Source organism: Epilithonimonas caeni DSM 17710, assembly GCF_000426465.1.
Lineage (GTDB): Bacteria > Bacteroidota > Bacteroidia > Flavobacteriales > Weeksellaceae > Epilithonimonas > Epilithonimonas caeni.
The window spans coordinates 158,019-181,621 of sequence record NZ_AUFK01000013.1 but is presented as its reverse complement, the minus strand read 5'-3'; the positions used below and the strand labels follow the sequence as shown (position 1 = coordinate 181,621).

Annotated in this window: 23 protein-coding genes and 1 tRNA gene; 14 read left to right on the top strand and 10 right to left on the bottom strand. The window is 34.6% G+C overall.

Annotated features, from left to right (window positions below; genetic code table 11):
* Nucleotides 1–2 precede the first annotated feature (2 nt).
* From K319_RS0106350 to K319_RS0106335, 4 genes are read right to left on the bottom strand one after another with little or no spacing between them, the layout of a single operon-like run.
* On the bottom strand, nucleotides 3–2,447 hold the full coding sequence (locus K319_RS0106350) for a bifunctional UDP-N-acetylmuramoyl-tripeptide:D-alanyl-D-alanine ligase/alanine racemase (protein WP_027382884.1): 2,445 nt from the start codon (nucleotides 2,445–2,447) through the stop codon (nucleotides 3–5).
* 45 nt (nucleotides 2,448–2,492) lie between these two features.
* Nucleotides 2,493–2,741: a type II toxin-antitoxin system RelE/ParE family toxin gene (locus tag K319_RS0106345; protein WP_027382883.1), complete on the bottom strand. Its 249-nt coding sequence runs from the start codon at nucleotides 2,739–2,741 to the stop codon at nucleotides 2,493–2,495.
* Complete coding sequence (locus K319_RS19925) at nucleotides 2,719–3,057, bottom strand: hypothetical protein (protein WP_051230493.1); 339 nt, start codon at nucleotides 3,055–3,057, stop codon at nucleotides 2,719–2,721. Before K319_RS19925 ends, K319_RS0106345 begins: the two co-directional genes overlap by 23 nt.
* A 54-nt stretch (nucleotides 3,058–3,111) precedes the next feature.
* Nucleotides 3,112–3,702 (bottom strand): thymidine kinase, encoded by a 591-nt coding sequence (locus K319_RS0106335; protein WP_027382882.1) that lies wholly within the window; start codon nucleotides 3,700–3,702, stop codon nucleotides 3,112–3,114.
* Nucleotides 3,703–3,914: 212 nt separating this feature from the next.
* Here K319_RS0106335 and K319_RS20970 point away from each other — a divergent pair, with 212 nt between their 5' ends.
* The 8 genes from K319_RS20970 (at nucleotide 3,915) to K319_RS0106295 (ending at nucleotide 10,670) form a co-directional block, all read left to right on the top strand.
* The gene (locus tag K319_RS20970; protein ID WP_051230491.1) at nucleotides 3,915–5,111 is read left to right on the top strand and encodes a hypothetical protein; all 1,197 of its coding nucleotides are present in this window, start codon (nucleotides 3,915–3,917) and stop codon (nucleotides 5,109–5,111) included.
* Nucleotides 5,112–5,171: 60 nt separating this feature from the next.
* Nucleotides 5,172–6,110 carry a hypothetical protein gene (locus K319_RS0106325; protein ID WP_027382881.1) on the top strand — a complete coding sequence of 313 codons (939 nt, stop codon included), beginning with the start codon at nucleotides 5,172–5,174 and terminating at the stop codon, nucleotides 6,108–6,110.
* 17 nt (nucleotides 6,111–6,127) lie between these two features.
* The gene (rsmI, locus tag K319_RS0106320; protein ID WP_027382880.1) at nucleotides 6,128–6,799 is read left to right on the top strand and encodes a 16S rRNA (cytidine(1402)-2'-O)-methyltransferase; all 672 of its coding nucleotides are present in this window, start codon (nucleotides 6,128–6,130) and stop codon (nucleotides 6,797–6,799) included.
* A gap of 46 nt (nucleotides 6,800–6,845) precedes the next feature.
* Nucleotides 6,846–7,589, top strand: coding sequence for a 3-oxoacyl-[acyl-carrier-protein] reductase (gene fabG / locus K319_RS0106315; RefSeq protein ID WP_027382879.1), 744 nt, complete (start codon nucleotides 6,846–6,848; stop codon nucleotides 7,587–7,589).
* A 67-nt stretch (nucleotides 7,590–7,656) separates the two neighbouring features.
* A complete protein-coding gene (locus K319_RS0106310) occupies nucleotides 7,657–8,418 on the top strand; it encodes a prolipoprotein diacylglyceryl transferase (protein ID WP_034671506.1) in 762 nt (253 codons plus the stop codon).
* Between the two features lie 3 nt (nucleotides 8,419–8,421).
* Nucleotides 8,422–8,655: a hypothetical protein gene (locus K319_RS0106305; RefSeq protein ID WP_027382877.1), complete on the top strand. Its 234-nt coding sequence runs from the start codon at nucleotides 8,422–8,424 to the stop codon at nucleotides 8,653–8,655.
* A gap of 11 nt (nucleotides 8,656–8,666) precedes the next feature.
* Nucleotides 8,667–10,070, top strand: a complete 1,404-nt coding sequence (locus K319_RS0106300; RefSeq protein ID WP_027382876.1) for a radical SAM protein — start codon at nucleotides 8,667–8,669, stop codon at nucleotides 10,068–10,070.
* Nucleotides 10,071–10,097: 27 nt separating this feature from the next.
* Entirely contained in the window at nucleotides 10,098–10,670 is a 573-nt protein-coding gene (locus tag K319_RS0106295; RefSeq protein ID WP_034671505.1) for a 5'-methylthioadenosine/S-adenosylhomocysteine nucleosidase family protein, read from the top strand.
* A gap of 32 nt (nucleotides 10,671–10,702) precedes the next feature.
* Here K319_RS0106295 and K319_RS0106290 read toward each other — a convergent pair whose 3' ends face one another.
* The gene (locus K319_RS0106290; protein WP_027382874.1) at nucleotides 10,703–11,437 is read right to left on the bottom strand and encodes a DUF1835 domain-containing protein; all 735 of its coding nucleotides are present in this window, start codon (nucleotides 11,435–11,437) and stop codon (nucleotides 10,703–10,705) included.
* A gap of 3 nt (nucleotides 11,438–11,440) precedes the next feature.
* Entirely contained in the window at nucleotides 11,441–12,481 is a 1,041-nt protein-coding gene (locus K319_RS0106285; RefSeq protein WP_027382873.1) for a GMP reductase, read from the bottom strand.
* Between the two features lie 205 nt (nucleotides 12,482–12,686).
* Between K319_RS0106285 and K319_RS0106280 the strand changes: the two genes are divergently transcribed.
* The gene (locus K319_RS0106280) at nucleotides 12,687–13,892 is read left to right on the top strand and encodes a glycosyltransferase (RefSeq protein ID WP_027382872.1); all 1,206 of its coding nucleotides are present in this window, start codon (nucleotides 12,687–12,689) and stop codon (nucleotides 13,890–13,892) included.
* 23 nt (nucleotides 13,893–13,915) lie between these two features.
* A complete protein-coding gene (locus tag K319_RS0106275) occupies nucleotides 13,916–14,527 on the top strand; it encodes a hypothetical protein (protein WP_027382871.1) in 612 nt (203 codons plus the stop codon).
* Here K319_RS0106275 and dcm read toward each other — a convergent pair.
* On the bottom strand, nucleotides 14,515–15,762 hold the full coding sequence (gene dcm, locus K319_RS0106270) for a DNA (cytosine-5-)-methyltransferase (RefSeq protein WP_027382870.1): 1,248 nt from the start codon (nucleotides 15,760–15,762) through the stop codon (nucleotides 14,515–14,517). The genes K319_RS0106275 and dcm overlap by 13 nt on opposite strands.
* A 155-nt stretch (nucleotides 15,763–15,917) precedes the next feature.
* On the bottom strand, nucleotides 15,918–17,198 hold the full coding sequence (locus K319_RS0106265; RefSeq protein ID WP_027382869.1) for a hypothetical protein: 1,281 nt from the start codon (nucleotides 17,196–17,198) through the stop codon (nucleotides 15,918–15,920).
* Nucleotides 17,199–17,384: 186 nt separating this feature from the next.
* Here K319_RS0106265 and K319_RS0106260 point away from each other — a divergent pair, with 186 nt between their 5' ends.
* The 3 genes from K319_RS0106260 to K319_RS0106245 all read left to right on the top strand — a co-directional run bounded on the left by K319_RS0106260 (nucleotide 17,385) and on the right by K319_RS0106245 (nucleotide 20,065).
* Nucleotides 17,385–18,023: a hypothetical protein gene (locus tag K319_RS0106260; protein WP_027382868.1), complete on the top strand. Its 639-nt coding sequence runs from the start codon at nucleotides 17,385–17,387 to the stop codon at nucleotides 18,021–18,023.
* 609 nt (nucleotides 18,024–18,632) lie between these two features.
* Complete coding sequence (locus K319_RS0106250; protein ID WP_027382866.1) at nucleotides 18,633–19,391, top strand: sensor histidine kinase; 759 nt, start codon at nucleotides 18,633–18,635, stop codon at nucleotides 19,389–19,391.
* Nucleotides 19,392–19,405: 14 nt separating this feature from the next.
* Entirely contained in the window at nucleotides 19,406–20,065 is a 660-nt protein-coding gene (locus K319_RS0106245; protein WP_034671504.1) for a response regulator transcription factor, read from the top strand.
* An 86-nt stretch (nucleotides 20,066–20,151) separates the two neighbouring features.
* Here K319_RS0106245 and K319_RS0106240 read toward each other — a convergent pair.
* A tRNA-Asn gene (locus K319_RS0106240) sits at nucleotides 20,152–20,225 on the bottom strand.
* 85 nt (nucleotides 20,226–20,310) lie between these two features.
* Nucleotides 20,311–21,810: an RIP metalloprotease RseP gene (gene rseP / locus K319_RS0106235; RefSeq protein ID WP_027382864.1), complete on the bottom strand. Its 1,500-nt coding sequence runs from the start codon at nucleotides 21,808–21,810 to the stop codon at nucleotides 20,311–20,313.
* 268 nt (nucleotides 21,811–22,078) lie between these two features.
* Here rseP and K319_RS0106230 point away from each other — a divergent pair, with 268 nt between their 5' ends.
* Nucleotides 22,079–22,981, top strand: a complete 903-nt coding sequence (locus tag K319_RS0106230; RefSeq protein WP_027382863.1) for a pirin family protein — start codon at nucleotides 22,079–22,081, stop codon at nucleotides 22,979–22,981.
* Nucleotides 22,982–23,603: the final 622 nt, after the last annotated feature.

Below are 23,603 nucleotides of genomic sequence, written 5' to 3'. Positions count from 1 at the left end.
TTTTAGTTTTTTATATAGATTCTTTTCACTCTAGGAGAAATCGAAGTTAACACTTCATAAGTAATTGTTCCACAATATTTTGAAAATTCTTCCAAGGTTGGATTCGAATTGAAAATCGTTACAGAATCACCTTCTTTTGCACTTACATTATCAACATCGATCATCATCATATCCATACAAATACTTCCTACAATCGGACTAAGTTTGTTATTAATTCCGACATTTCCTACTTTGTTTCCAATCAATCTTGGGATTCCGTCTGCATAGCCAACCGGAATTGTTGCAATTCTTATATCGTGTTCAGCTTTGAATCTTCTGCTATAACCAACTGATTCTCCGGTTTTTACATCTGATATTTGAGATATGACGGTTTTAAAACTAACAGAATGCTGCAGTTGTTTTTTAATTTCAGGATTCGAAGTTTCTCCAATCATTCCGATTCCAATTCTTACCATATCATATTGATGATCAGTGTAATTGGTAATTCCTGATGAATTAAGGATATGTCGGATTGGCTGATAGCCTAATTTTTCAATCAAATAACTCGAATTCTTTTCAAAAGTTTCTAATTGTTTCCAAGTGAATTCCTTTTCTTCGGGTATATCCGAAGATGATAAATGGCTGAAAATACTCTGAACTTTTACATTCATCGAGTTTAATTTTTCAATCAATTCATCCAATTCAAAATCCTTAAAACCAAGCCGATGCATTCCTGTTTCCAGCTTGATATGAATCGGATATTTCTGCTGATTTCCTGATTTTATCAATTGCTCATTGAAGAGTTCCAAAACCCGCAGACTGTATATTTCCGGTTCCAGATTATATTCGATAATGCTGTCATAGCTGTGCTGTTCAGGGTTCATCACAATAATTGGTGTTGTGATTCCTTTTTTTCTCAGTTCAACACCTTCATCTGCAAACGCAACACCAAGATAATCAATATGATGATGCTGAAGAAATTCGGAAATCTCATAACTTCCTAATCCATAAGCATTAGCCTTTACCATTGCCATCATTTTGGTTTCGGGTTTTAGTAATGATTTATGGAAATTGATGTTATGAAGAATCGCATTGAGATTGATTTCCAAAACTGTGTCATGTTTTCTTAGTTCAAGAATTTCCTTGATTTTTTCAATCTCGAATTTTCTTGCGCCTTTCAGAAGAATAACTTGATTTTCTAGATCATTAATCACTTTACTTTCAATAAATTGATTGGTATTATTAAAAGTAAAGGTTTCGGAATTAAATAGTTTATAAAACGAACTTATTTCCTCACCAATCAAGAAAACTTTATCGAATTTTTGTTCATTAACCAGCTCAGAAACTTCAGAATATAATTCTTCCGAATTCTCATTAGAATCCAGAATATCTGTAAGAATCAGAGATTTTTTAGGTTTGTTATATTCGCCGATAAACTGAAAAGCAATCTTCAAAGAATCCAGATCCAGATTATAAGAATCATTAATAATCAGATTATTTCTGATGCCTTCGATACTTTCCAGACGCATTTCAATCGCTTTGAGCGCATCGATCTTTTCTTTGATTTGAAGATTGGACAAGTTGAACATTTTCAGAATTCCAATCAAAGCCAGAACATTGGTCAAAGTTGCCTCATCTCTTTGATTGATTGGAATAGAGAATTCTTCATCAAAGTATTTGATTCTAATATCCTGAGTCCGGTCATTAACATCAGAAATTATCGTAATATCATTATTACTTTTTAATCCGTATGATATTAATTTTTTACTTGAGTATAATTGACGGATTAGTTTGTCTGTCAACTCATTATCAGCATTAAAAAATATAATTTCTGATTCTTTGAAAAGCTTTAATTTTTCATGGATCAATTCTTCTTCGGAACTGAAATTAGCTGAGTGAGCCGTTCCAATATGGGTTAATAATCCAATCTTCGGGTGGAAAACATTTTCCTGTTTTTCCATTTCATCAGGTTTGGAAATTCCAACTTCAAAGATTCCTAGTTCGTGTTTTCTGTCGATTTGCAATAGTGACAGGGGCAAACCAATTTGAGAATTAAAACTTTTCGGGCTCTTTACCGTTGCAAATTCATTGGAAAGACATTGATAAAACCACTCTTTCAGAATAGTTTTCCCGTTACTTCCGGTGATTCCTATCGAATTGATGCTGGAATGTTCAAAATGATATTTGGCAAGCGTTTGTAAAAATTCAACCGAATTTTTTGTAATGATTTGATTAATAGAAGGATTATCGATTTTATTTTCAGTAATAATCGTATCAATTCCTTTTTCAATAACTGTATCGATATATTTTTGTCCGGAATTTTTCTTGGTGCTTATCGCAAGAAACGCAGTATTTTTTGTAGAATAAATCGTTCGGCTGTCAAAAGCAATATTTTTGATTTTGATATCTTGATTTCCAACGATTTCCGAATTTGTTATTTCGGATATTTGTTTTAAAGTGTAATTCACTTTCCAGTAATTGTTTTGTAATTAGAATCCGGATTTCGAAAATTATTAATTCAAAAGATTGATTTGATTTTCATTAATCTCATAAATAATAGAATTATGTTTGGTAATTAGTAATTTATGAAAATCCGTGTCTTCATATTTCTGATGAATTAAATTCCCATTTTCAAGCAATGAAATTCTTCTCTCCAAAATTTCATAAAAATCATCCAATACATCGAATCCCCAATTTTGTATAAGAAAGTCTTCCAAATTTTCTAAATCTGATTTCGCTCTATTTGTCCAAAAGATGTTCATTTATCTTTCTTGCAATTCTTTCTTTTGCTTCACTCATAACAATAGAATGTTCGGTTATTCTGCTGTTTTTAACGTCTTCCAATCCTTCTTCAATTGCCTTTAGAATATCATCTTTTGAATTAACTTCTGGTTCAATGATTTCCGCAATCTTAAGCAACTCTTCAGGATTAAATTTCTTTTCCTTCATCTTACGAAAAAATGTAGGTTCGGAAATTCCGCTTTTCTCAATGATGTATTTCAGTTTGAAAGGCGAGTTCCTCAGAATCTCATCTATTGAATTGCTTATCTTTATGTAATTTTTAATTTCTAATATCATTTTGTGATAGTTTTTACTATTAAAACTTAAACAAATTTAATTAAAATAATGACATTAATCTTCTTTGATTTTCAAAACTTCATCCACAAAAACTCTTCTGCTCACAGCATCGTAAGCTTCGGTTTCCCCAAGTTCTACCAACTCCTTTCCTGCGGAAGTTCTCATAGAATAGTTGGCAAGATTTCCAGTTCTTTTGCAAATTGCGTGGACTTTGGTCACATATTCTGCCGTTGCCATCAGATTTGGCATTGGTCCAAATGGGCGACCGAGAAAATCCATATCCAATCCGGCAATTATAACACGTATTCCGTTGTTTGCCAATTGATTGGCAATATCAACAATGCTTTCATCAAAAAACTGGGCTTCATCTATCGCTACTACATCACAATTAGAACCCAACAAAAGAATCTCGGAAGGACTTTCCACAGCTGTACTACGGATTTTCGTCTGGTTATGGGAAACCACATCTTCATCAGAATATCTTGTATCGATTTTCGGTTTGAAGATCTCGACATTCTGGCCAGCCATTTCCGCACGACGGAGTCTTCTGATAAGTTCTTCCGTCTTTCCGGAGAACATAGAACCGCAGATGACTTCCATCCAACCGCTTTGTTTGGAATGATTAATTGTATTTTCTAAAAACATTATTAATTTAGCAAAAAATTGTTTTAAAAACTAATATTAAAAATACTTCGACAAGCTCAGCGTGACACCTCTAATACTAAAAGTTTTATTTTTAGCGTTGTCAGGCTGAGCTTGTCGAGGCCTTAAATTAGGAACAAAATTGTATATAAAATTAGCAAATTGTTCTTAAATTTATAAACATCAAATTTAAGTAAAAATTAATAAGATATATTATGCAAAACCTGCAAGATACATACGAGAGAATTTTCGGAGAGATAAAGAATCTTTTGTCAGAATTGTCAAAATCTGATACTTATCAAGCTATTTTGGCGAAGGAGAATGAAATTAACCAACTTTATCAAAAATTTTCCTTTCTTAAGATTTCTCAGAACTTTGAGTTTTCGTCAACCGAAAATGAACCTTTTCAAACTATTGAAAATCAATTAACAAACATAGATTCTGATTTGATTTCTGTAGAAGATTTTGAAGAAGAAAATAAGGTTGCGGAAATCGTTGTTGAGGAAACTGAAATGCACGATATTTTTGATGAGGTTCCGGAGGTGGAAGAAGTCCATTCTTTTGCGGAAATCGATGCTCAGGAAGATGTAGCAGAAGATACAGCATCGATTGAAGAGATTCATCTGCAGGAAGAAATCATCGAACAAGAAAGCGAAGCTCCAAATGAAGAGTTGGTTGAATCAATTTCAGAAACGGAAATTAATGAAATTGAAGCTCAAAATTATCATGAAGAAATAGTGGAAGCTGTTGAGGAAATCCAGGCTGAAGAAAACCTGCTAGAAGAACCAGCTGAAAAACTCGAACCAATGCAGGACAGCCAGTTTTCTTTCGCAATGACAAAGGATGAGCCAGTTTCAAGAGAAAATTCTCAAGATGATTACGAAGCGAGATTGGCAGAAAAAGAAGCCAAACTGAAAGAGCTTGAGGAAAACAGGAGAAAAATTGTTGAGTTTTCAAAAGAAAACACCCAGCCTAAAGAAAATACTCAGGAAGTTTACGAATCTCAAACTCAACAGGAACATCATGATAAGAAATTCAAACTAGCCCACATCAAAGGATTGAAAATTGCAAAATCTTTGTTTGATGATGACCATTTGGAAGAAATTGAAAAACCTGCGACAACACCAACTTCCGGAAGCCTTCTGAAAAATAATGTGCCGACAGATTATATGGAAGCACCAAAACCAAAACCGGAATTCAAGCTTGATTTGAATGACAGAATTGCATTTTCCCAATATCTTTTCAATGGAAGTCAAAGTGAACTGAATGAAGTGGTTAACACGCTTAATTCGTTCACTTCGGTTGAAAAAGCACAGGAATTTTTGAGCGATATCTATTACGAAAGAGATTGGAAGAAGGTGGATTCTTACGCACAGAGATTGTGGACTTTGGTTGAAAACAGGTTTTTATAGATGATTATCAAAAAGCACTTTCATATTTAGAAAAAAATTTTCAAGAAAATTGAAAAATAGATGGGTCAGGGTTTAGCAGGGATTTGTGTCAACAAAGGATTTGATATTGATGGTTTTGATTTGGGAAGAGACCTTTCATTTGAATGGCAATTTCAAAAAAAAGTTTCTCCTGAAATCGCATTTGAAAAAAATAAGAGAAAAAAGTTCTATGATGTTTGTTTCTTAGAAAATGCAACTTTAATCTTAACCGAATTGGAAACAGGAATGTGGGGACGAACTTCCGAAAAATATGAAGTTTTTTCTTTTGTTATTCAAGAATCTACAATGAGTTTTAGTTTTAAATGGAGTTTAAATTCTGATTTTGAACAAAGATATTTCCGAGTTGAAAATAATATTATTGAAGAAGAAGTTTCTATTGGAGAAAAGTTACCTATTGAAGGTTTGTATGATGACTATACAAATTTAATAGAAGCACAAATAAAAGAAACAACAGGATTCTCACTTAAAGATTTTTCAGATAAAGAATTTTACAGATTCAAATGGGTAGGTTGGGAAATTTTATCAAAGGATTTGGAGTATATTTTAAGAAGCGAGTATTTTTATAAATATGTGGATAGAGGATTAATTCCAAATTATACTCAAGAAGAACAAATCAGGCTTTTTGAATTATTTCATAAATATGCGGTCGATAATAATATAGACGTTTATCATTATATGACTTATGGTAACTCTGAGGGAATAATGCCTATTGAAACTATATTCAAAACAAATTATCAAGATGTAATAAAAATATTGCTCAAAAATCCCGAAACAGAGTCTGTTGTAAAAAAATATTATACAAAAAATCAATTAGATTGGTTGTTTTGTATAAATCAAAATGATGAAAAAAGATATAATGAAATACTTAATGACCATTTAAAGATTGAAGAAAATGTTATTTCGAATGAAGATATTTCAAGAAAAAAATCAAAGAAAAAATGGTGGGAGTTTTGGAAATAAATATATTTAAGAAGTAGATGAGCGGTATTTTATATTTTGTTCCGACACCCGTTGGAAATCTGGAAGATATGACTTTCCGGGCTGTGAAAGTTTTGAAAGAAGTGGATTATATTTTATGTGAGGATACAAGAACTTCCGGTATTCTTCTAAAACATTACGAAATTTCTAAACCACTTAAATCTTATCATTTGCATAATGAACATCAGGCAACAGAAAGAGTTGTTCAGGATTTGGAAAATGGGCAGAATATTGCCATAATTACAGATGCTGGAACACCAGGAATTTCGGATCCAGGTTATCTTTTGGCAAAGGCTTGTGCGGATAAAGATTTGGAAATGATTTGCTTGCCTGGAGCAACTGCTTTTGTTCCAGCTTTGGTTGTTTCCGGACTGCCGAATCACGATTTTTATTTTGCCGGCTTTCTTCCTCAGAAAAAAGGGAGACAAACCAAACTGAAACAATTGGCTGAAGAAAAGAAGACAATTGTTCTTTACGAAAGTCCACATAAAATCAATACAACACTTGAACAAATCAAGGAATTCTTTGGGGAAGAAACAAGAGTGAGTCTGAGCAGAGAAATCTCTAAAAAATTTGAAGAGACTAAAAGAGGAACAATCAATGAGTTAATCGAATTCTCGAAAAGTAAAACTTTAAAGGGTGAGATTGTTCTGATTGTGAATAACTCTTAAAGTATTATTTTTGCCATAATAAAATTAGAAAACATTAAAAAAATATATGGGATTACTACAAGGTAAAGTTGCAATCATCACAGGAGCAACGCGTGGAATCGGAAGAGGAATTGCGGAAGTTTTTGCCAAAGAAGGCGCAAAAATAGCATTCACTTACGCCGGCTCTGTTGAAAAAGCTAAAGAATTGGAATCAGAATTAAGCAAAATAACAGAAATCAAAGGTTATCAGTCAGATGCTTCGGATTATGAAGCCGCTCAAAAATTAGTTGAGGATGTTTTGGCAGAATTCGGGACGATTGATATTTTGGTAAATAATGCAGGAATCACAAGAGATAACCTGATGTTAAGAATGTCAAAAGAAGATTGGGACACGATTATCAAAGTTAATCTGGATTCGGTTTTCAACCTGACAAAAGCAGTTATCAAACCGATGATGAAAGCAAAATCCGGTTCTATCATCAATATGACTTCGGTTGTTGGCGTGAAAGGTAACGCCGGACAAGCCAATTATGCCGCTTCTAAAGCCGGAGCAATTGGTTTTACTAAATCTATCGCTTTGGAATTAGGTTCCAGAAATATCCGTTGCAACGCTATCGCACCAGGTTTCATCGAAACTGAAATGACGGCTGCTTTGGACGAAAAAACAGTTCAGGGATGGAGAGAAGGAATCCCAATGAAAAGAGGAGGACAGCCTGCTGATGTTGCCAACGCCTGTGTTTTCTTCGCAAGTGAATTATCTTCCTACGTGACAGGCCAGGTTCTGAATGTTGACGGAGGAATGTTGACTTAATTAAAACAATATCAAATATTTATAAAGCTTTTTGTGCAATACGCAAAAAGCTTTTTTTATAAAAATTATGACAATCGATTTTCCATTGACATTTCAGATTTTTGGCAAGACTGTTTTGGCACATCCTGTGTTTGAGACAGTTGGTATTTTTCTGGCGATGCGTTATTATTTTTATTTGAAAAGAAGGTCATCGGAGAAAATGTCATTCAGTAGTTCGGCGGCGGTTCTTATTGGAGCTACTGCTGGAGCTCTGATTGGTTCTAAGCTGATTGGAAATTTAGAGAATCCTTATTTGTTGTTCAATGATTTCAATATCAAAAGATTTTGGACCAATAATACCATTGTTGGCGGATTATCATTTGGATTAATTGGAGTAGAATTAGCAAAAAAGATTGTTGGTTATCAAAAAAGTACAGGAGATTTAATCGTTTTTCCTTTGATTTTGGCAATGATTATCGGGAGAATTGGTTGTTTTTTCACCGGAGTTTATGAGGAAACGTATGGGATTCCTACAGATTCGGTTTTTGGAATGCATCTCGGTGACCAATATCTCAGACATCCGGTGGCGCTTTATGAGATTGCATTTCTCATCATTCTTTGGATTGCTTTGAAGGTGATCCAGGCAAAATCAAAATTTTCTTCAGGCTTTATATTTCAGATATTTATGTTGAGTTACTTCACGTTTAGATTGATGCTGGATTTTATAAAACCGAAAATAGAAATCATAGGAAATCTTGGAACGATTCAGTTGGTGTGTATTGTTGTGATAATTTATTATATCTTTAAAATGAAAAACACTTTGAATCAAAAATCAAATCAAAATCTATAGAAAATGAAAACTCTAACGCTTCTGGAAGTCGGCAATTTGGGAGGTCTGGTCGCAATGATTATTAGCATTATGATAATTGTAGCGCTTGTTATTTCCCTTTTCATTACATTTTTTGTAAAATCAATTTATGAATCCAAAGACGGACGCAAGTTTTCCAAATCACAGTTTTGGCAGACAATGCTGATTTCATTATTGATTTGTGGTTTGATAAGTGGCTTTGTTTGTGGAGGAATGTAAGAATTTGAATTATGCCAATAAGAAATTATACTTATTACGATTACACCATCAGTCTCTGTCCGGAATGTCTGAAAAGAGTAGGAGCCAAAATTATCATCGAGGATGAATCGGTTTTTATGGCCAAAAGATGTCCCGACCACGGATTTTTCAAGACCAAAATTGCTTCTGATGTTCATTACTACAAAAACATCCGAAACTACAACAAAGCGTCTGAAATGCCGGTGCATTTCGGAACAGATGTAGAATATGGCTGTCCTTACGATTGTGGATTATGTGTAGACCACGAACAACACAGCTGTCTTTCAATCGTGGAGGTGACTGACCGATGTAATCTGACTTGTCCAACGTGTTATGCAATGTCCTCGCCACATTACGGAAGCCACAGAAGTCTGGAAGAAATTGAAGCGATGTTTGATGTCATTGTTAAAAATGAAGGTGAACCGGATGTGGTTCAAATCAGTGGAGGCGAACCTACGATTCATCCCGAGTTTTTCAAAATAATGGACATTGCGAAGTCAAAACCGATTAAACATCTGATGCTGAATACAAACGGTGTAAGAATAGCCAATGACCCTGGTTTTGCTGAAAAGCTGGCAACTTATGCACCCGAATTTGAAATTTATCTCCAGTTTGATTCTTTTAAACCAGAGGTTTTGGAGGATTTCCGAGGAAAGGATTTGACGGATGTTAGAATGAGAGCTTTGGAAAAACTCAATGCTTTGAATCTTTCGACGACACTTGTGATTGTCCTTCAAAAAGATAAGAATATTGATGAAATTGGAAAAATAATCGAGTTTGCTCTGAAACAAAAATGTGTGCGAGGAATCACTTTTCAACCTGTTGAAATTGCAGGAAGAAACCGGGAAGATTCGGCTTGCGAAAAAATAACTTTGACAGAGGTAAGACAAGAGATTCTTAATCAGTTTCCACTTCTCAATTCGGATGATATCATTCCGGTTCCTTGTAATCCGGATGCTTTGGCAATGGGTTATATTTTGAAACTGGAAAGCGAAACGATTCCTTTGACAAGATATATCAATCCTGCTGATTTACTGAATAACGAAACCCGAAATACGATCGTTTACGAACAAGATACAGGATTGCAGATGCAGCTTCTGGATATTTTCAGTACTGGGATTTCAGTGGATAAAGTGAAACCTAAAGTGAATCAGTTATTATGTTGTCTTCCAGAAGTTTGTGCTCCTGATCTGGATTATGATAATCTGTTCAGAATCATCATTATGAATTTTATGGATGCTCACGATTTTGATGTAAGAGCGGTTAAAAAATCCTGTGCCCATATTGTCAACAAAGATTTGAAGATGATTCCGTTTGAGACGATGAATCTCTTTTATCGGGATGATAAAAGCAAATATCTGGAAGAATTAAGAAAAGAAGACAAGGTTTTGTTTTAAATTATTTGGATAGAACTCAAATTAATTATGATAATCAACGGAAAGAATTACAGCAATATTTTATTGGTTTTTGCTTTGGAATCCGAAGCTGGAAAAGAATTCGAAAAATATAATAAAGTCTTTGTAGGAATAGGGAAAGCCAAAGCGACTTACAATCTTACAAAAGCCATTCAGAAAACTAATCCGGATTTGATTATCAATCTTGGAACTGCCGGAAGCACAACTTTTGACAGAGGAAGCGTTGTGAATTGCAGTCGTTTTATTCAGAGGGATATGGATGTCAGAGCTTTAGGTTTTCGGAAATTTGAAACACCATTTTCCAATGAACCAATTCTCCTGGAATATGGATTAATTATAGAAAATCTTCCCAACGGCATCTGCGGTTCCGGAGACCAGTTCGAGCTGGAGCATATCAACCCGGAATATAATGTCATCGATATGGAAGCTTTTGCCCTTGCGAAAGTGGCTGAGCAAGAAGGAATCGATTTTCTGTCCCTGAAATATATTTCTGACGGTGCAGACGGAAATGCCGCCGATGATTGGACGCAAGAAGTTAAAAAAGCTTCGATTGCGTTAAGAAAAGAACTAGATAATCTTTAATAAAAAAACCAGCCAATTTCGGCTGGTTTTTTTTATTTCTGAATTAAAACTTTGTCATAGATTTTCTTGACCTGCAAATCTCCAAAACCAAAAATCCCTAATTCTTCTTGGAATTGTTTAAAGACTGATTCAAAATCTGTCAATCCGTTTTCAATTTGGTTCCTGATGAAATCTTCCGGCTTAATATTGATATAAGCGTCAACAATTTCCTTCAAAAAATGGAAGCAATCTGATTGATGTTCTGATAATTGTTTTAGAGAATCGATGTCATTATTTTGATAAGCTTTCCAAAGATTGATAGCTAATTCTATATCGTTTTCATTAAATAAAATTTTGGATTTCAACGATTCTTCCAAATCAGAATTATCAGAATCTGAAAAACCTTTCCAAAGATTTTCTGTAGTTGTTTTCGGAAAAATTCTATAGATTTTTAAATCTTTAATATTTGAGAGTAAAGAAATACAAAACCACAAATTAACCTGACAAAACAAATCATTTTCAAACCAGAGATTAACTTCGGAACCTTCCGGAATATTTAGAATCTTTTCAAACTCCGAAACAGATTTTTCATAATAGCTTTCCTTAGAAACATTATAATCCTGAGAAACTGATTTGACTCTAATTTCCCAGAATTCCTCCAGTGAATTTGCTTTCAAATCCCCAGAGACCAAAGCTTCCCGGCAGACAATAATCTCGCCATCGATTGAAGTTTTCTTCAAATCTTCAGCAAGATAATCGCCATTGGTTATGTGAAAGATATGCTTCAACTGCTATCCGTTAAAAACTTGATTTTCCTGCTCTTGAACTCTGATGAAAGTTGTTCTCTTAGAAAGTTCTTTCAGTTTAGATGCTCCGACATAAGTACAAGTTGAACGAACACCTCCTAAGATATCTTTTACCGTTTCCGCAACCGGACCTTTATAAGGAACTTTCACGGTTTTTCCTTCCGAAGCACGATATTCGGCAACACCTCCGGAATGTTTATCCATTGCTGTTTGAGAACTCATACCATAAAATAATCTGAAGGTTTTCCCATTTTCTGTGATGAGTTCACCACCACTTTCGTCGTGTCCGGCGAACATTCCGCCCAGCATCACAAAATCTGAACCGCCGCCAAAAGCTTTTGCAACATCGCCCGGAACTTTACAACCACCGTCGCCAATGATTTGACCACCCAAACCGTGCGCTGCATCAGCACATTCGATAATAGCGGAGAGTTGAGGGTAACCGACACCGGTTTTCACACGGGTCGTACAAACTGAACCTGGCCCGATTCCGACTTTGATAATATCTGCGCCGGCGAGGATCAATTCTTCCACCATTTCGCCGGTAACGACATTGCCGGCCATAATGATTTTGTCAGGGAAATTCTGACGCGCTTTTTTCACAAATTCTACGAAATGTTCGGAGTAGCCATTTGCAACATCAATACAAAGGAACTGAATCTTTGGATTGGCATCCAGAATCGTTTTGATCTTCTCTTCATCCGCTTTTCCTGTTCCGGTGCTCAATGCTATGTACTGGTAGAAGTCATCACTTTTATCTTTCAGAAAATCAGACCATTCCTGTACAGAATAATGCTTATGAACAGCGGTAATGATTTTGTCTTTGGATAAAGCTTCCGCCATTTCGAAAGTTCCGACCGTGTCCATATTGGCTGCTATCAACGGAACGCCGCTCCATTTTTTCTGAGTATGAAGAAAAGTGAATTCCCTTTCTATAGTCACTTCTGAACGGGATTTGAGTGTGGAACGCTTCGGACGAAACATCACATCTTTGAATCCCAACTTGATTTCGTTTTCTATTCGCATACTTCAAAATTAATATAATTTTTTTTGAAAATGGAAGATTCTTTTAGTAAAAATGCTTCGAGAGCCTCAGCATGACATCCCTAATACTGAACTCGATAATGTTTTAAATTTCTAAGAAAATTCTGCACGGTCAGTCTGAGATTTAGAAGAATTCAAAACATTTATTGCAATAAATTATCAAATAAGAATCTCTATTTTTGTTTTTGTGAAACATCTAGTCATTATAGGTCTCGTGATTCCTGAACCTGCATCTACTGCTGCTGGTCATCGGATGATGCAATTGATAAAACTATTTTCTGAAGCAAATTATAAAATTACTTTCCTGACCGTCTCAAATAACATCGAATTTTCAGAAAAGATTGAGATTCAGAAGATTGAAATCAATAATGAGAGTTTTGATGAGAAGATTAGAAATCTCAATCCGGACGTTGTTCTTTTTGACCGGTATGTGACCGAAGAACAATTTGGCTGGCGCGTTTCCGAGAATTGTCCTCAAGCCATCAAATTGATTGATACAGAGGATTTACACTTCCTGAGAGAAGCGCGACGAAAAGCTTTTGTTGAGAAAAGAGAGATCAGTGATGAAGATCTGGTAAATGATGTTTTCAAGAGAGAGATCGCTTCGATTCTGCGTTGTGATCTGTCGTTAATTATTTCTGAATTCGAGTATCAGTTACTGACGGATAAATTTAAAATCGATCCTGATATTCTGTTTTATATTCCGTTTTTGACTGAAAAAATTGAAAAAAATAAAACTACTTTTCAAGAAAGACAACATTTTGTAAGCATCGGTAATTTCCTTCATGAACCCAATTGGCAAACGGTTTTGAAATTGAAACAGATCTGGGGATCGATCAAGAAAAAAATCCCGCAAGCTGAGCTTCATATTTATGGTGCTTATACTAGTCAGAAGGTTTTTGGACTTCATAATGAGAAAGAAGGTTTTCTGGTAAAGGGAAGAGCAGATTCTGTAGAAGATATCTTTAACAAAGTGAAAGTTCTGCTGGCACCAATTCCTTTCGGAGCAGGATTGAAAGGGAAACTCTGGGAAAGCATGAAATTCGGTTTACCCAATGTGACGAGTTCAACAGGAGCAGAAGCGATGCACAAAGATCTGCCCTGGAACGGTTTTATAGAAAATTCTGATGAAGGTTTTGTTGAGAAAGCTGCTGAACTTTATCAGAATGAAAATATTTGGAATAAGGCTCGGGAAAATGGGTATCACATTTTGGAAGCTATGTTTATGAAAGATTTGTTTGCGGATTCTTTCATTAGTAGAGTCTCTGGAATCAGAGAAAATCTGGACGATCACAGAACCAAAAATTATCTCGGAAAGATTCTACAGCACCACCAACTGAATTCGACAAAATATATGAGCCGGTGGATCGAGGAGAAAAACAGGAAAAATTAGTATCTTTATTCAAACACAAATCGATGTCAACATTTGATCAGGACCTGAATAAAGAATATTTATTAGGTCAATTTTTGGATGAAATTTATGCGCAGCTCAATTATGATTTTAGAAGAATCCATGAATCAGATCTTCAGAATAAAGGTATAGATCTCATCATTGATCATAATGTGAAAGAATATTACATCGATGAAAAAGCGCAACTCGATTATCTCGGTCATTCTTTGCCAACATTTACTTTTGAACTAAGTTATCTTAAAAATGGACAATGGAAAAAAGGCTGGCTATTTGATGAAAACAAAATTACGGACCATTATTTTCTGATCACGGATATAAAAATAAAAACTCAAAATATCGAAGAGGGTTTCAAAAGCTGCTCCATCACAAGTGTCAATACGAACAAACTTAGAACATATCTTGAAAACATTGGACTTGATTGGGATACTTTGAATGATCTGGATGCACAGATCAGGAACTCTGACCAGGAAAAAAATATCCCTCTTCGCGACCTTAAAGAAAAGGAAGAAGGATGCTTGTATTTTTCTGTTCAGAAGGATGAAAAACCTTTGAACCTTAAGTTATACCTCAAATGGCTCATCGAGATCAGAGCAGCAAAAAAGATCTATCCTTTTTGACCAAATTTCAAAAGCGTTTCACCTACTTTTTCAATCACTCCCACAACCAGGGCATTTCCCATGAAGAAAGCCCGTTTAACATCGCTTACGCCTTCCAACAATGTATGATCATCAGGGAACATATTAAGCCTTTCCAGTTCGATCGGTGTTAATCTCCTTAGTCCTTTGCTGGTTCTCACCACATGTTTGAATCGGGAAGCCGATTTTCCGCCCTCGCCTGTGATGATTGTCCTGGACGGACTTTCCAGATTATCCGGAAAGATCATCGCACCTTCGCCGTAATTATATGAGAAACCATCTGCCGACTGTCGCACTTCTTTTTTGGCACCTTTCAGATAGTTCCATTTATCAATTTCGCTTTCATCAATGAAATATTCTTGCGGAACTTCATCTACAGGAATCAGAATATCTTTTAGCAAGGTCCTTTTTCCTTCGTAATTCGGAGAGGTTTTCAAAGTTGTCACCTTGCCATCCAGGATCATTCCGGAATTTTGAAAAGGTGAATCTCCTTTTTCTTTGTTAAATGAACTCGATATTTCTTCCACACTTTGATCAAGGTCAAAAGTTTTGAGGTCGGAAACCTGATCAACTTCAAAGGTTTTGGCAAAAACACCTTCATCCAAAAGCCAATCAATTTCTGGAGTTTTTATCAATGAATTATAAATTTCCGAATCTTTCAAATAACCTAAGATAAAAATTCTTCTCCTTTTTTGCGGCATCCCATAATCTGCGGCATTGACGACCCTCCATTCTACAGCGTATCCAAGGTCGGACAAACATTTTAGCATGATCGCGAAATCTCTTCCTCGCTGTGCGGTTGGTGACTTTAAAAGTCTATCCACATTCTCCAGGAAAAGGAATTTTGGTTTGTTTTTTTTCTCATCCAAAATTCTATAGATCTCCCACCAGAGAACACCCTTTTTGCCTTGCAGGCCTTTAGAATTTTTCAAGGTTGTTGCTACCGAATAATCCTGACAAGGAAACCCGCCTACTAACATATCATGTTCCGGGATCTCCTCGCTTGGGACAGCGGAAATATCTTGGTTAGAATGCCCTTTTTTACCGAATCTTGATTCATAGACCAAAGAAGCATGCTGTGATTTTGTGGACGGTTCCCACTGGTTGCTCCAGATAATCTCGAAGTTCTCTTTGGAAGAAACTTTGTTACTGTTCTGTAAACCGATTCTAAAACCACCAACGCCGGCAAAAAGTTCGATTACTTTTATCTTTTTCATTGTACACAAAAATAAAAATAAAATAATGGAGTACAATATGAATTCAATGTATTGATGAAACGGAATCTTTTGCTTGAAAAATTCTTTGATCCGATTTTTGTTTTAATGTTGCAAATAATAAAAAATAATCTTTTATTTTTCTTGGCGGTTTAAGCTTATTGATCTATTAATGATTTAAATACAGTCCCAAGTTTATCTAATTTGAATGCTTTCGATAGAGTTACTCCGAAAAATGGTCTTGAGTTTTTAAGCTGATTGCTTACTTCTGCTTGTAATGTAATTCCTGTCACAGCTTCGGTTATCCATGCTCTTCCTAAATAAAAGATTTTATCTTTTTTAGCCATTGGTGGATAAGCCTCACTACCAAGAGCATTGAAATTTATTTTTTTACTAGGGTCACTATAAAATCTTGCCAAATAACCTACCGAGCTTTGCTCTCTTACACTTACTTCTTTTGTCTCGTAGACCATAAAAACACCAATTAATCCCAAATTAAAATCAAACTCATTAAATTCTGATCTAGTATTTTGATCCAGAATAATTGTATTTGGAACATATCCTGATGATTGTACGGTATCTGTAACAGTCGGTGTTCCAAAGACTCGTTGCAAATTGATGCGTCTCCAGATAAATTCGAGTGATGGAGCATAGTAAAGATTAAAATTATGATCCACTCTTTTGTTTATTTTTATAAGCGGACTAAAAAAAGCTCCTATATTGTCAGATGTGGTTGTTGTCAGAAGCGCTCCTGAACCTCTTTGTCGAAAGTAAATTGAATCTGTGATTGGTTGAACCTTGATAGTACGGTTACTATATGATGTGGAATCAGTTCTGCTCATCGTTCGATTACCATATAAGCTTAGATAAAAACCAAATCTATTTTTACCATTTATCGGAGGAACAAAAACATTAGTGGCAAAAAAAAGATTTTGTGCTTTCGTTTTTCCTTCCGCCATATCAAAATTAGTACCTATGTAAGAGAGAACTTTATAATTTTCTGATATATTTTCCGGCATATGAGATTTTACAATAAGAATGAATTTTTTTCTATCACTTATATTCTGCTCACCTACATCTTTGTCATTTTCTTTAGTAATTAAGCTCAAGATCAAACGTCTTTCCCTATCAACCAATGAATCCATTTTTATTTTAACATACAATGTTTCCTTGTCTCTTATCTTTGAAAATTCCTTTGCACTGAGATCAATCTCATAATCACTCGCTGGGAGTGAGCTTTTTTCAATTTTAAATCCTAGTGTATAATCTTTCCATAGATCTTCCTTTCCCAATTGCGTATTGATCTCTATAGGAATAATAACTTCGTTTTTATTATTCTTATTTACAATCAAACTATCTTTCGTAAAAGCGATATTAAAAAGTTGTCCTTGCGCTATTCCAGCCCAAAGCAAAAGCAGTAATAATAATTTTGTTTTCATAATGTATATTTTAGTTAGTCCAAAAATAATCTCTTAAGTATTTGTTAATCAATACGAAAAAGGCTATTTTTATATGGGTGATTTTCTGGAAGGAATTAGGAAAAAGAAAGTAAGAATTAGGTTTTTTCCTATTGTGAGAAAAATTAAATGCAGAGAAATTTGTTTAAACAATTAAAATATTAAACTATGAGAAAATTAATTTTACTTTGTCTTTTGGTCTTCCTTTGGAATTGCTCTACCGTGAAGTTCAAAAAAACTTATGAAAATCCGGCTCCGCCAACTTTTAAGATTGCTGCTTTGTCTGCTACAACAGAAACACAGAAAAATAATGATACAGTTTTGGAAAGACATCTGATAAAGGAAGAGGTTTTTGAAGAATGCGTTGCATCTTATCTCAAAGAATTGAATATTAATAAAAGTCGTTATTGGGTATTACCATTGGCACAAAATCAAAAACTTCTGGCAGCCTTAAATGAAGCAGATAATTCGGGTAAAAAACTTATCAGAATAACCTTTCCGAGAACTAAAGCTGCAAATGATTTCGAATTCACAACGACTGATGATTTTTGTGAGTTTGGTGACAGGGTTTCTATTTATCATTGTGACCTATTCAAAAATATATTGAATGACTCTAATATTAAGCGTTTTGTAATTACAAAAGGTAAAGAGAAAATAGATGCATCTGAGCTGAGAGAAAGGAATAACTGCTCGACACAAGACGGCTATTACATAGAAGCGCTATTTGCAGTAGAACTTAAACAGCCGGATAAGAATGGAAATAGATATGTTTACTATAATTTATCACATATCCCACCAGGAAAATAAATAAAATTCAAATGGATTTTACGATTATCAGCTATATAGAAATTCTTACATTTTTAGTGGCCATTATTTTTCTGAAAAAGAGAAATAATGGCTTATTATCTATTCTTTTGCTGAATGCAGCTGCAGAAACATTTTTCTCTTTCAATAATAATTTGATAGAGATTACGGTATTATACTGCTATATCCATTTTATATTATGGTTTTTTCTTTTATTCAAAATGGTAAATAAGGAAAAAGCATTGAAATATATCATTCCTCTCTATAGTATTTTTTGCTTAATTGATTTTCTTTATATAGAAGGTGCAAGATCTCTTAATTACTATTCCTTTGTTTTGGGAACATTTATCTACGTTTCAAATTTTATTGTTTTCAGTTTTCAAAATTTGAAGAAGGAAGATTTCAGTTTTTTCCTTTCCAATAGTTATATAATACTTTCTTCTCCGGTTTTGTTTTTTACGGGGATGAGTTTACTGTTTGCTTTTGATACATCATCCCTATTTCATATAAAAATCATTGATAATGTGAGTTTGTATGTTATTATTTGTTATTTTGTCAATATTATTTATTATTTTTTGATAAATTGTTATATTTATAGAGAAAATAGGGGATATGTATAAAATAGCACTTGGAATCATCATTGTACTATTGCTGGTATGTTTGCTGGTACTATTCTGTGTGATTTTGATAAGGCTCCATATTTATAAGATAACAAGTTATCAAAAAAGTATATATCAAAAAGACCTTGATTTCCAGAAAACACTTACCAAAAGTATCATAGAAAGTCAGGAGGAAATCCGATCCACAATTGCTGGCGACCTTCATGATGATATTGGGCAACAAATTACGGTTCTCAATTTTCAGGTGGAAAACTTAAAGCTCGACTTTCCGGAAGTTGATGTTCCATTGGAAAATCTTTCTTCTTCTTTAGCAAAACTGTCACAATCTGTACGTTCCACAAGTCATAGATTACACCCATCATTTTCGGATAAAGAACGCATTGAAAAACGGATCCAAAAAGATCTGGAGTATCTTAAACAGAGTCACAGCATAGATTTTTCATACAAATATCCAGCTTATTCCTCTGAACTAGCTTTGGATCATTCGCATATTCTGTACAGGATGTATCAGGAAATCATTAATAATATTTTAAAGCATTCTTTTGCAGACAAAGTAGATATTGAGCTTAGGTTCCATCCTTTTTTATTACAAATTACAGATAACGGAAAAGGGTTCGCCATCAACCAAAATAACGATAAATTGGGTTTGAACACACTCAAAAAAAGAGCAGAAATCATTAATTTGGAATTAAAGGTTTTTAGCGAATTACAAAAAGGAACAACTATCCAGATTTTTGAAAACATAGTTTAATAAAAATATATCATTTGAAAAATTTTACTATTGCAATTATAGATGATCACCAAATAGTCCGAGAAGGTCTTAAGGAGCTTATTGAAAAATTGGGAAACTTTAAAATTATCTACGAATTTAAAAATGGACAGTCTTTTATTGACTCGCTACCTTTGAAAGAAAAACCGGATCTGTTTATTTTGGACTATTCGATGCCCAATCTTAATGGAATAGAAATTTTAGAGAAACTCGAACAACGTGCTGAAGAATATAAAGTTCTTTTATTGACACAACATTTGGAAGAAGATATTATTGATAGGGCGTATCAGCATGGTGCCAGAGGATTTTTACACAAAAATTGTACAGCCACTGAACTAAAGGTATGTATTGAAGATATTCTTTCAGTTGGATATAGTAATATAACAGATATTCTTAGGCGGATTAAAAATTATGGAAAGAAAAATGACAATTTTCAAGATATAAAACTGTCTGATAGAGAATTCCATTTCCTTAGTTTGGTTTGCGATGGGAAAGAACTTACTTATGAACAAATCGCATCCGAAATGAATGTGTCGGTTAAATCAGTAGATGTATATCGTAATGCTCTTTTTGAAAGATTTAACATAAAGTCGAAGGTAGGTCTTGTTCTCTTTTCTTTTCAAAATAAATTGACGCCACCCTTTACTGAATTTTAAATGTCATAAATTATATTGCATCTTACGAATCTATAAACGTAAATGATATAAAAAACAAAAACCACCACATTTCTGTGATGGTTTTGCTCCTCTTGCTGGGCTCGAACCAGCGACCCTCTGATTAACAGTCAGATGCTCTAACCAACTGAGCTAAAGAGGAATATTTCTTTTTGCTTTAAGCGTGTGCAAATATAGAAACTTTTTTAAAAACTCCAAAACTTTTTTTGAAACTTTTTTTAATTTTTTTAGCCCAAAGCCTGCGCTATCAGCTTAACTATATCATTTCCAAATATTAACGCCATAAGCCCTAATAAGAAGATTACACCCACCATTTGTGCATTTTCCAATATTTTCTGCGGTACAGGTTTTCTTGTAATGATCTCCCATAATGTAAACAGAACGTGGCCGCCATCTAATCCAGGGATCGGTATCAGATTAAGGAAAGCCAGCCAAACCGAAAACATAGCTGTAAAGCTCCAGAAAAACTCCCAATTTATGGACAAGCTTCCGTCTTTGCTTTTATCAACGTGCATATTGTTGACAATAGCGATAGGGCCCCCAACTTTTTTATAACCTTGTATTTTTTTATGGAAGATAAGCTTGAACTGCTTAACCTGCTTTGTCAAAGAAGCAATACTTCTGTCAAAGCCTCTTGGAATCGCTTGTAAGAAAGTATAATCTTTTGTTACTTCAGTTTTGTCAAGATAACTTTGAGCGAGCTTTAAGTTTGGTGTAAACCCGATTTTTCCTTCTTTGTTGACATCTGAAATGACATTCAAAGTTTGATCATTTCTAACAATATCCAACGAAACTTTTCCTCCCTTGCTTGCTTTTAGAATATCACCAACCTGGTCATAGAATTCGATTTTTTCACCGTTAATGCCAACTATTTTATCCCCTTTCTTCAGTCCTGCTTTTATCGCGGGCATATTTGGTGCTAAACTGTCAACTACGGCCGGGAATCTTGGAGTGATATAAGCTTTAGCTTCATTAGCACCTAAGATGTGCGCAATTCCATCTTCATTCGGAGCAAAATTAACTTCTTTTCCGTCCCTTAAAACTGTTATTTCATTACTCAAAAGAATATCGAGGAAACTATCTTCCAGTCTCTCTTCTGGTTTGCCGTCGATTTTTAAAATTTTGTCTCCGTTTTTGAACCCTAATAGCTGTGCTGGTTCTGAAACCGCGATCCCGTTTTCGAACTTCGAATTATCGTGATAGGTTTCGCCATTGAAATAGGAAAGCGAGGAATAGATTGCCCAGGCCAAAAAGAAATTCACCGTTACACCACCAAGCATAATGATCAGTCTCTGCCAGGCCGGTTTTGCACGGAACTCCCACGGTTGCGCCGGTTTTTTCAGTTGTTCGGTGTCCATACTTTCATCCACCATTCCGGCGATTTTCACATAACCTCCGAAAGGAAGCCAGCCGATTCCGTACTTCACACCTTCATGCTTTCTCCAGTCATCTTCCGGAAGTGTAGAAATATCGATTGGTTGAAGAACTTTTTTCCCATCAATTTCCACCTCTTCTTCAGTAGGTTGGTTTTTGGAAAGGAATTTATATTGCCATTTTCCATTGATCTTCTTCATGGCGAAGATGGAAAAATAAGGGTCAAAGAATAAAAAGAATTTGTCTACTTTGGTTTTAAACCATTTCGCTGGCAAAAAGTGCCCGATTTCGTGTAAAGTTACAAGAATAGAGATGCTCAGTACAAACTGAAATATCTTTAATGCTAATTCCATTAATATGTTTTAAAATTATAGGTACGCAAAGGTAATCATTTCAGTCATAAACTGTACCAATGAAAGATCTTTGTCAAAAAGTCATTTATTGACTTCGAATAATCAATTCATTTGGACAGCTTAATCTACTTGTAGTTTAGCCTGAGCTTTTCTAGGAACTACAAGGAATTAGATTCTAAAAAAACTTTACATACCTTAAGTTTGAAAATTATTAATTCATTCTTAAAAGTTAAATCCTTAATTTTAAATCAAATTTAAAAATGAAATTATGTCAAATATCGAGATGATAATTGAGGAAAGAGCAGCGGATATCGGCAACTTTTTAGTTGGCAGATTGTTGCCGTTTACTCAGAAAAGAAGCGTTGGACCATTTGTGTTTATCGACCACATGGGGCCTGCTGCGCTCAAAGATTATGAAAACCTGGATGTCCCACCACATCCGCATATCGGACTTTCTACACTCACTTTTTTGTTTGAAGGCGGTATCATGCACCGGGATTCACTTGGGACAGAGATTGAGATCAAAGAAGGCGCAGTGAATTGGATGACCGCTGGAAAAGGCGTTGCCCATTCCGAAAGAACACCGGAATATCTGCGAACAACCGATAAAAACCTTCATGGACTGCAGATCTGGGTAGCACTTCCCAAAGAACTGGAAACAATGGAACCTGAGTTTTTCCATATCAACAAAGAAGATATCCCAAGCTGGAAAGATAATGGCGTAGATTATAAACTCATCGCAGGCGAGATCCTGGGACGCAAATCTCCTGTTCCGACTTATTCGCCGCTTTATTTCCTGGAAGTTAAAAATACGCTTCAGGAAGACCGGGAAATCATTCTGGGAGATTACCTTTTTGGAGAATCATCACTTTACATTTTGGAAGGTAATATTGAAAGCGAAGGCAATCTTTACAATCCAAAACATATTCTGATCGCGAAAGATTCCAAACTTTGTCATTTTATTTTGAAGCCCGATTCGACAGTTTATATTTTCGGAGGCGAACCTTTTCCGGAACCAAGATATATCTACTGGAATTTCGTTGGAACCTCCCGAGAAATAATAGAAGATGCCAAAACAAAATGGGCCAATCACGAGTTTCCAAAAGTCATCAATGACGATGGCTACGTTCCGCTTCCGGCACAGAACAAGAATCTTAAATTAAAAGAGTAAATTATAAAAAGCATTCCAACGTTTTGGAGTGCTTTTCTTTTTTCTTGTTGCATCATTTTAATCCATCTTTTTAAACGATTTTAAAAATAATATCACAATAATTCTAGTGTCCAATAATCTGAATAGGGTTTGGGATTTAGGGCATATTATTCATAATTTAATGTTAGGAAAAGATTATGAAATTCCTAAAAAATCTGTTTATCAAGCGATAAGAAAAGAAACCGTCAATGATGTAAATAAAGCTATAGAGACTTACTATTTAACGTGAGTTCGGGTTAAGGATTTATAAATCGCAAAGCCAAACAAAAAATTGATTATTTGATTTTCAATAATTTAGAAAGACAAGGGCGTAAAACTTATCAAAGTGAGACAAAAATTTTGTTTTACTTTGATAAACGAAGTGGCATTGTTTAACTTAAAATCATTTTAGAGAGTATATTCCTTTGTTTTTCTTTGCGATAAAAACAATTGAGCATTGTAAAATCAATAATTTAATAATTTCCTTATCCCGAATTCAGGTTATTTACTCAAAAAAAATTCTAAAAATGAATATAGCTTTGATAACCCGGGCGAACTTAATAAATTAGGCTATGAACTATTAAAGCTCGGAAAAATCAATGAA

Excerpts from the sequence above, each read along its gene's own strand:
- K319_RS0106300 (WP_027382876.1), top strand. The coding sequence starts at position 8,667 with ATGCCAATAAGAAATTATACTTATTACGATTACACCATCAGTCTCTGT.
- K319_RS0106325 (WP_027382881.1), top strand. The coding sequence starts at position 5,172 with ATGGGTCAGGGTTTAGCAGGGATTTGTGTCAACAAAGGATTTGATATT.
- K319_RS0106335 (WP_027382882.1), bottom strand. The coding sequence starts at position 3,702 with ATGTTTTTAGAAAATACAATTAATCATTCCAAACAAAGCGGTTGGATG.
- dcm (WP_027382870.1), bottom strand. The coding sequence starts at position 15,762 with ATGAAAAAGATAAAAGTAATCGAACTTTTTGCCGGCGTTGGTGGTTTT.
- K319_RS0106310 (WP_034671506.1), top strand. The coding sequence starts at position 7,657 with ATGACAATCGATTTTCCATTGACATTTCAGATTTTTGGCAAGACTGTT.
- fabG (WP_027382879.1), top strand. The coding sequence starts at position 6,846 with ATGGGATTACTACAAGGTAAAGTTGCAATCATCACAGGAGCAACGCGT.
- rsmI (WP_027382880.1), top strand. The coding sequence starts at position 6,128 with ATGAGCGGTATTTTATATTTTGTTCCGACACCCGTTGGAAATCTGGAA.
- K319_RS19925 (WP_051230493.1), bottom strand. The coding sequence starts at position 3,057 with ATGATATTAGAAATTAAAAATTACATAAAGATAAGCAATTCAATAGAT.
- K319_RS0106275 (WP_027382871.1), top strand. The coding sequence starts at position 13,916 with ATGTCAACATTTGATCAGGACCTGAATAAAGAATATTTATTAGGTCAA.
- K319_RS0106250 (WP_027382866.1), top strand. The coding sequence starts at position 18,633 with ATGTATAAAATAGCACTTGGAATCATCATTGTACTATTGCTGGTATGT.
- K319_RS0106230 (WP_027382863.1), top strand. The coding sequence starts at position 22,079 with ATGTCAAATATCGAGATGATAATTGAGGAAAGAGCAGCGGATATCGGC.
- K319_RS0106265 (WP_027382869.1), bottom strand. The coding sequence starts at position 17,198 with ATGAAAACAAAATTATTATTACTGCTTTTGCTTTGGGCTGGAATAGCG.
- K319_RS0106345 (WP_027382883.1), bottom strand. The coding sequence starts at position 2,741 with ATGAACATCTTTTGGACAAATAGAGCGAAATCAGATTTAGAAAATTTG.
- K319_RS0106285 (WP_027382873.1), bottom strand. The coding sequence starts at position 12,481 with ATGCGAATAGAAAACGAAATCAAGTTGGGATTCAAAGATGTGATGTTT.
- K319_RS0106305 (WP_027382877.1), top strand. The coding sequence starts at position 8,422 with ATGAAAACTCTAACGCTTCTGGAAGTCGGCAATTTGGGAGGTCTGGTC.
- rseP (WP_027382864.1), bottom strand. The coding sequence starts at position 21,810 with ATGGAATTAGCATTAAAGATATTTCAGTTTGTACTGAGCATCTCTATT.
- K319_RS0106260 (WP_027382868.1), top strand. The coding sequence starts at position 17,385 with ATGAGAAAATTAATTTTACTTTGTCTTTTGGTCTTCCTTTGGAATTGC.
- K319_RS0106295 (WP_034671505.1), top strand. The coding sequence starts at position 10,098 with ATGATAATCAACGGAAAGAATTACAGCAATATTTTATTGGTTTTTGCT.
- K319_RS20970 (WP_051230491.1), top strand. The coding sequence starts at position 3,915 with ATGCAAAACCTGCAAGATACATACGAGAGAATTTTCGGAGAGATAAAG.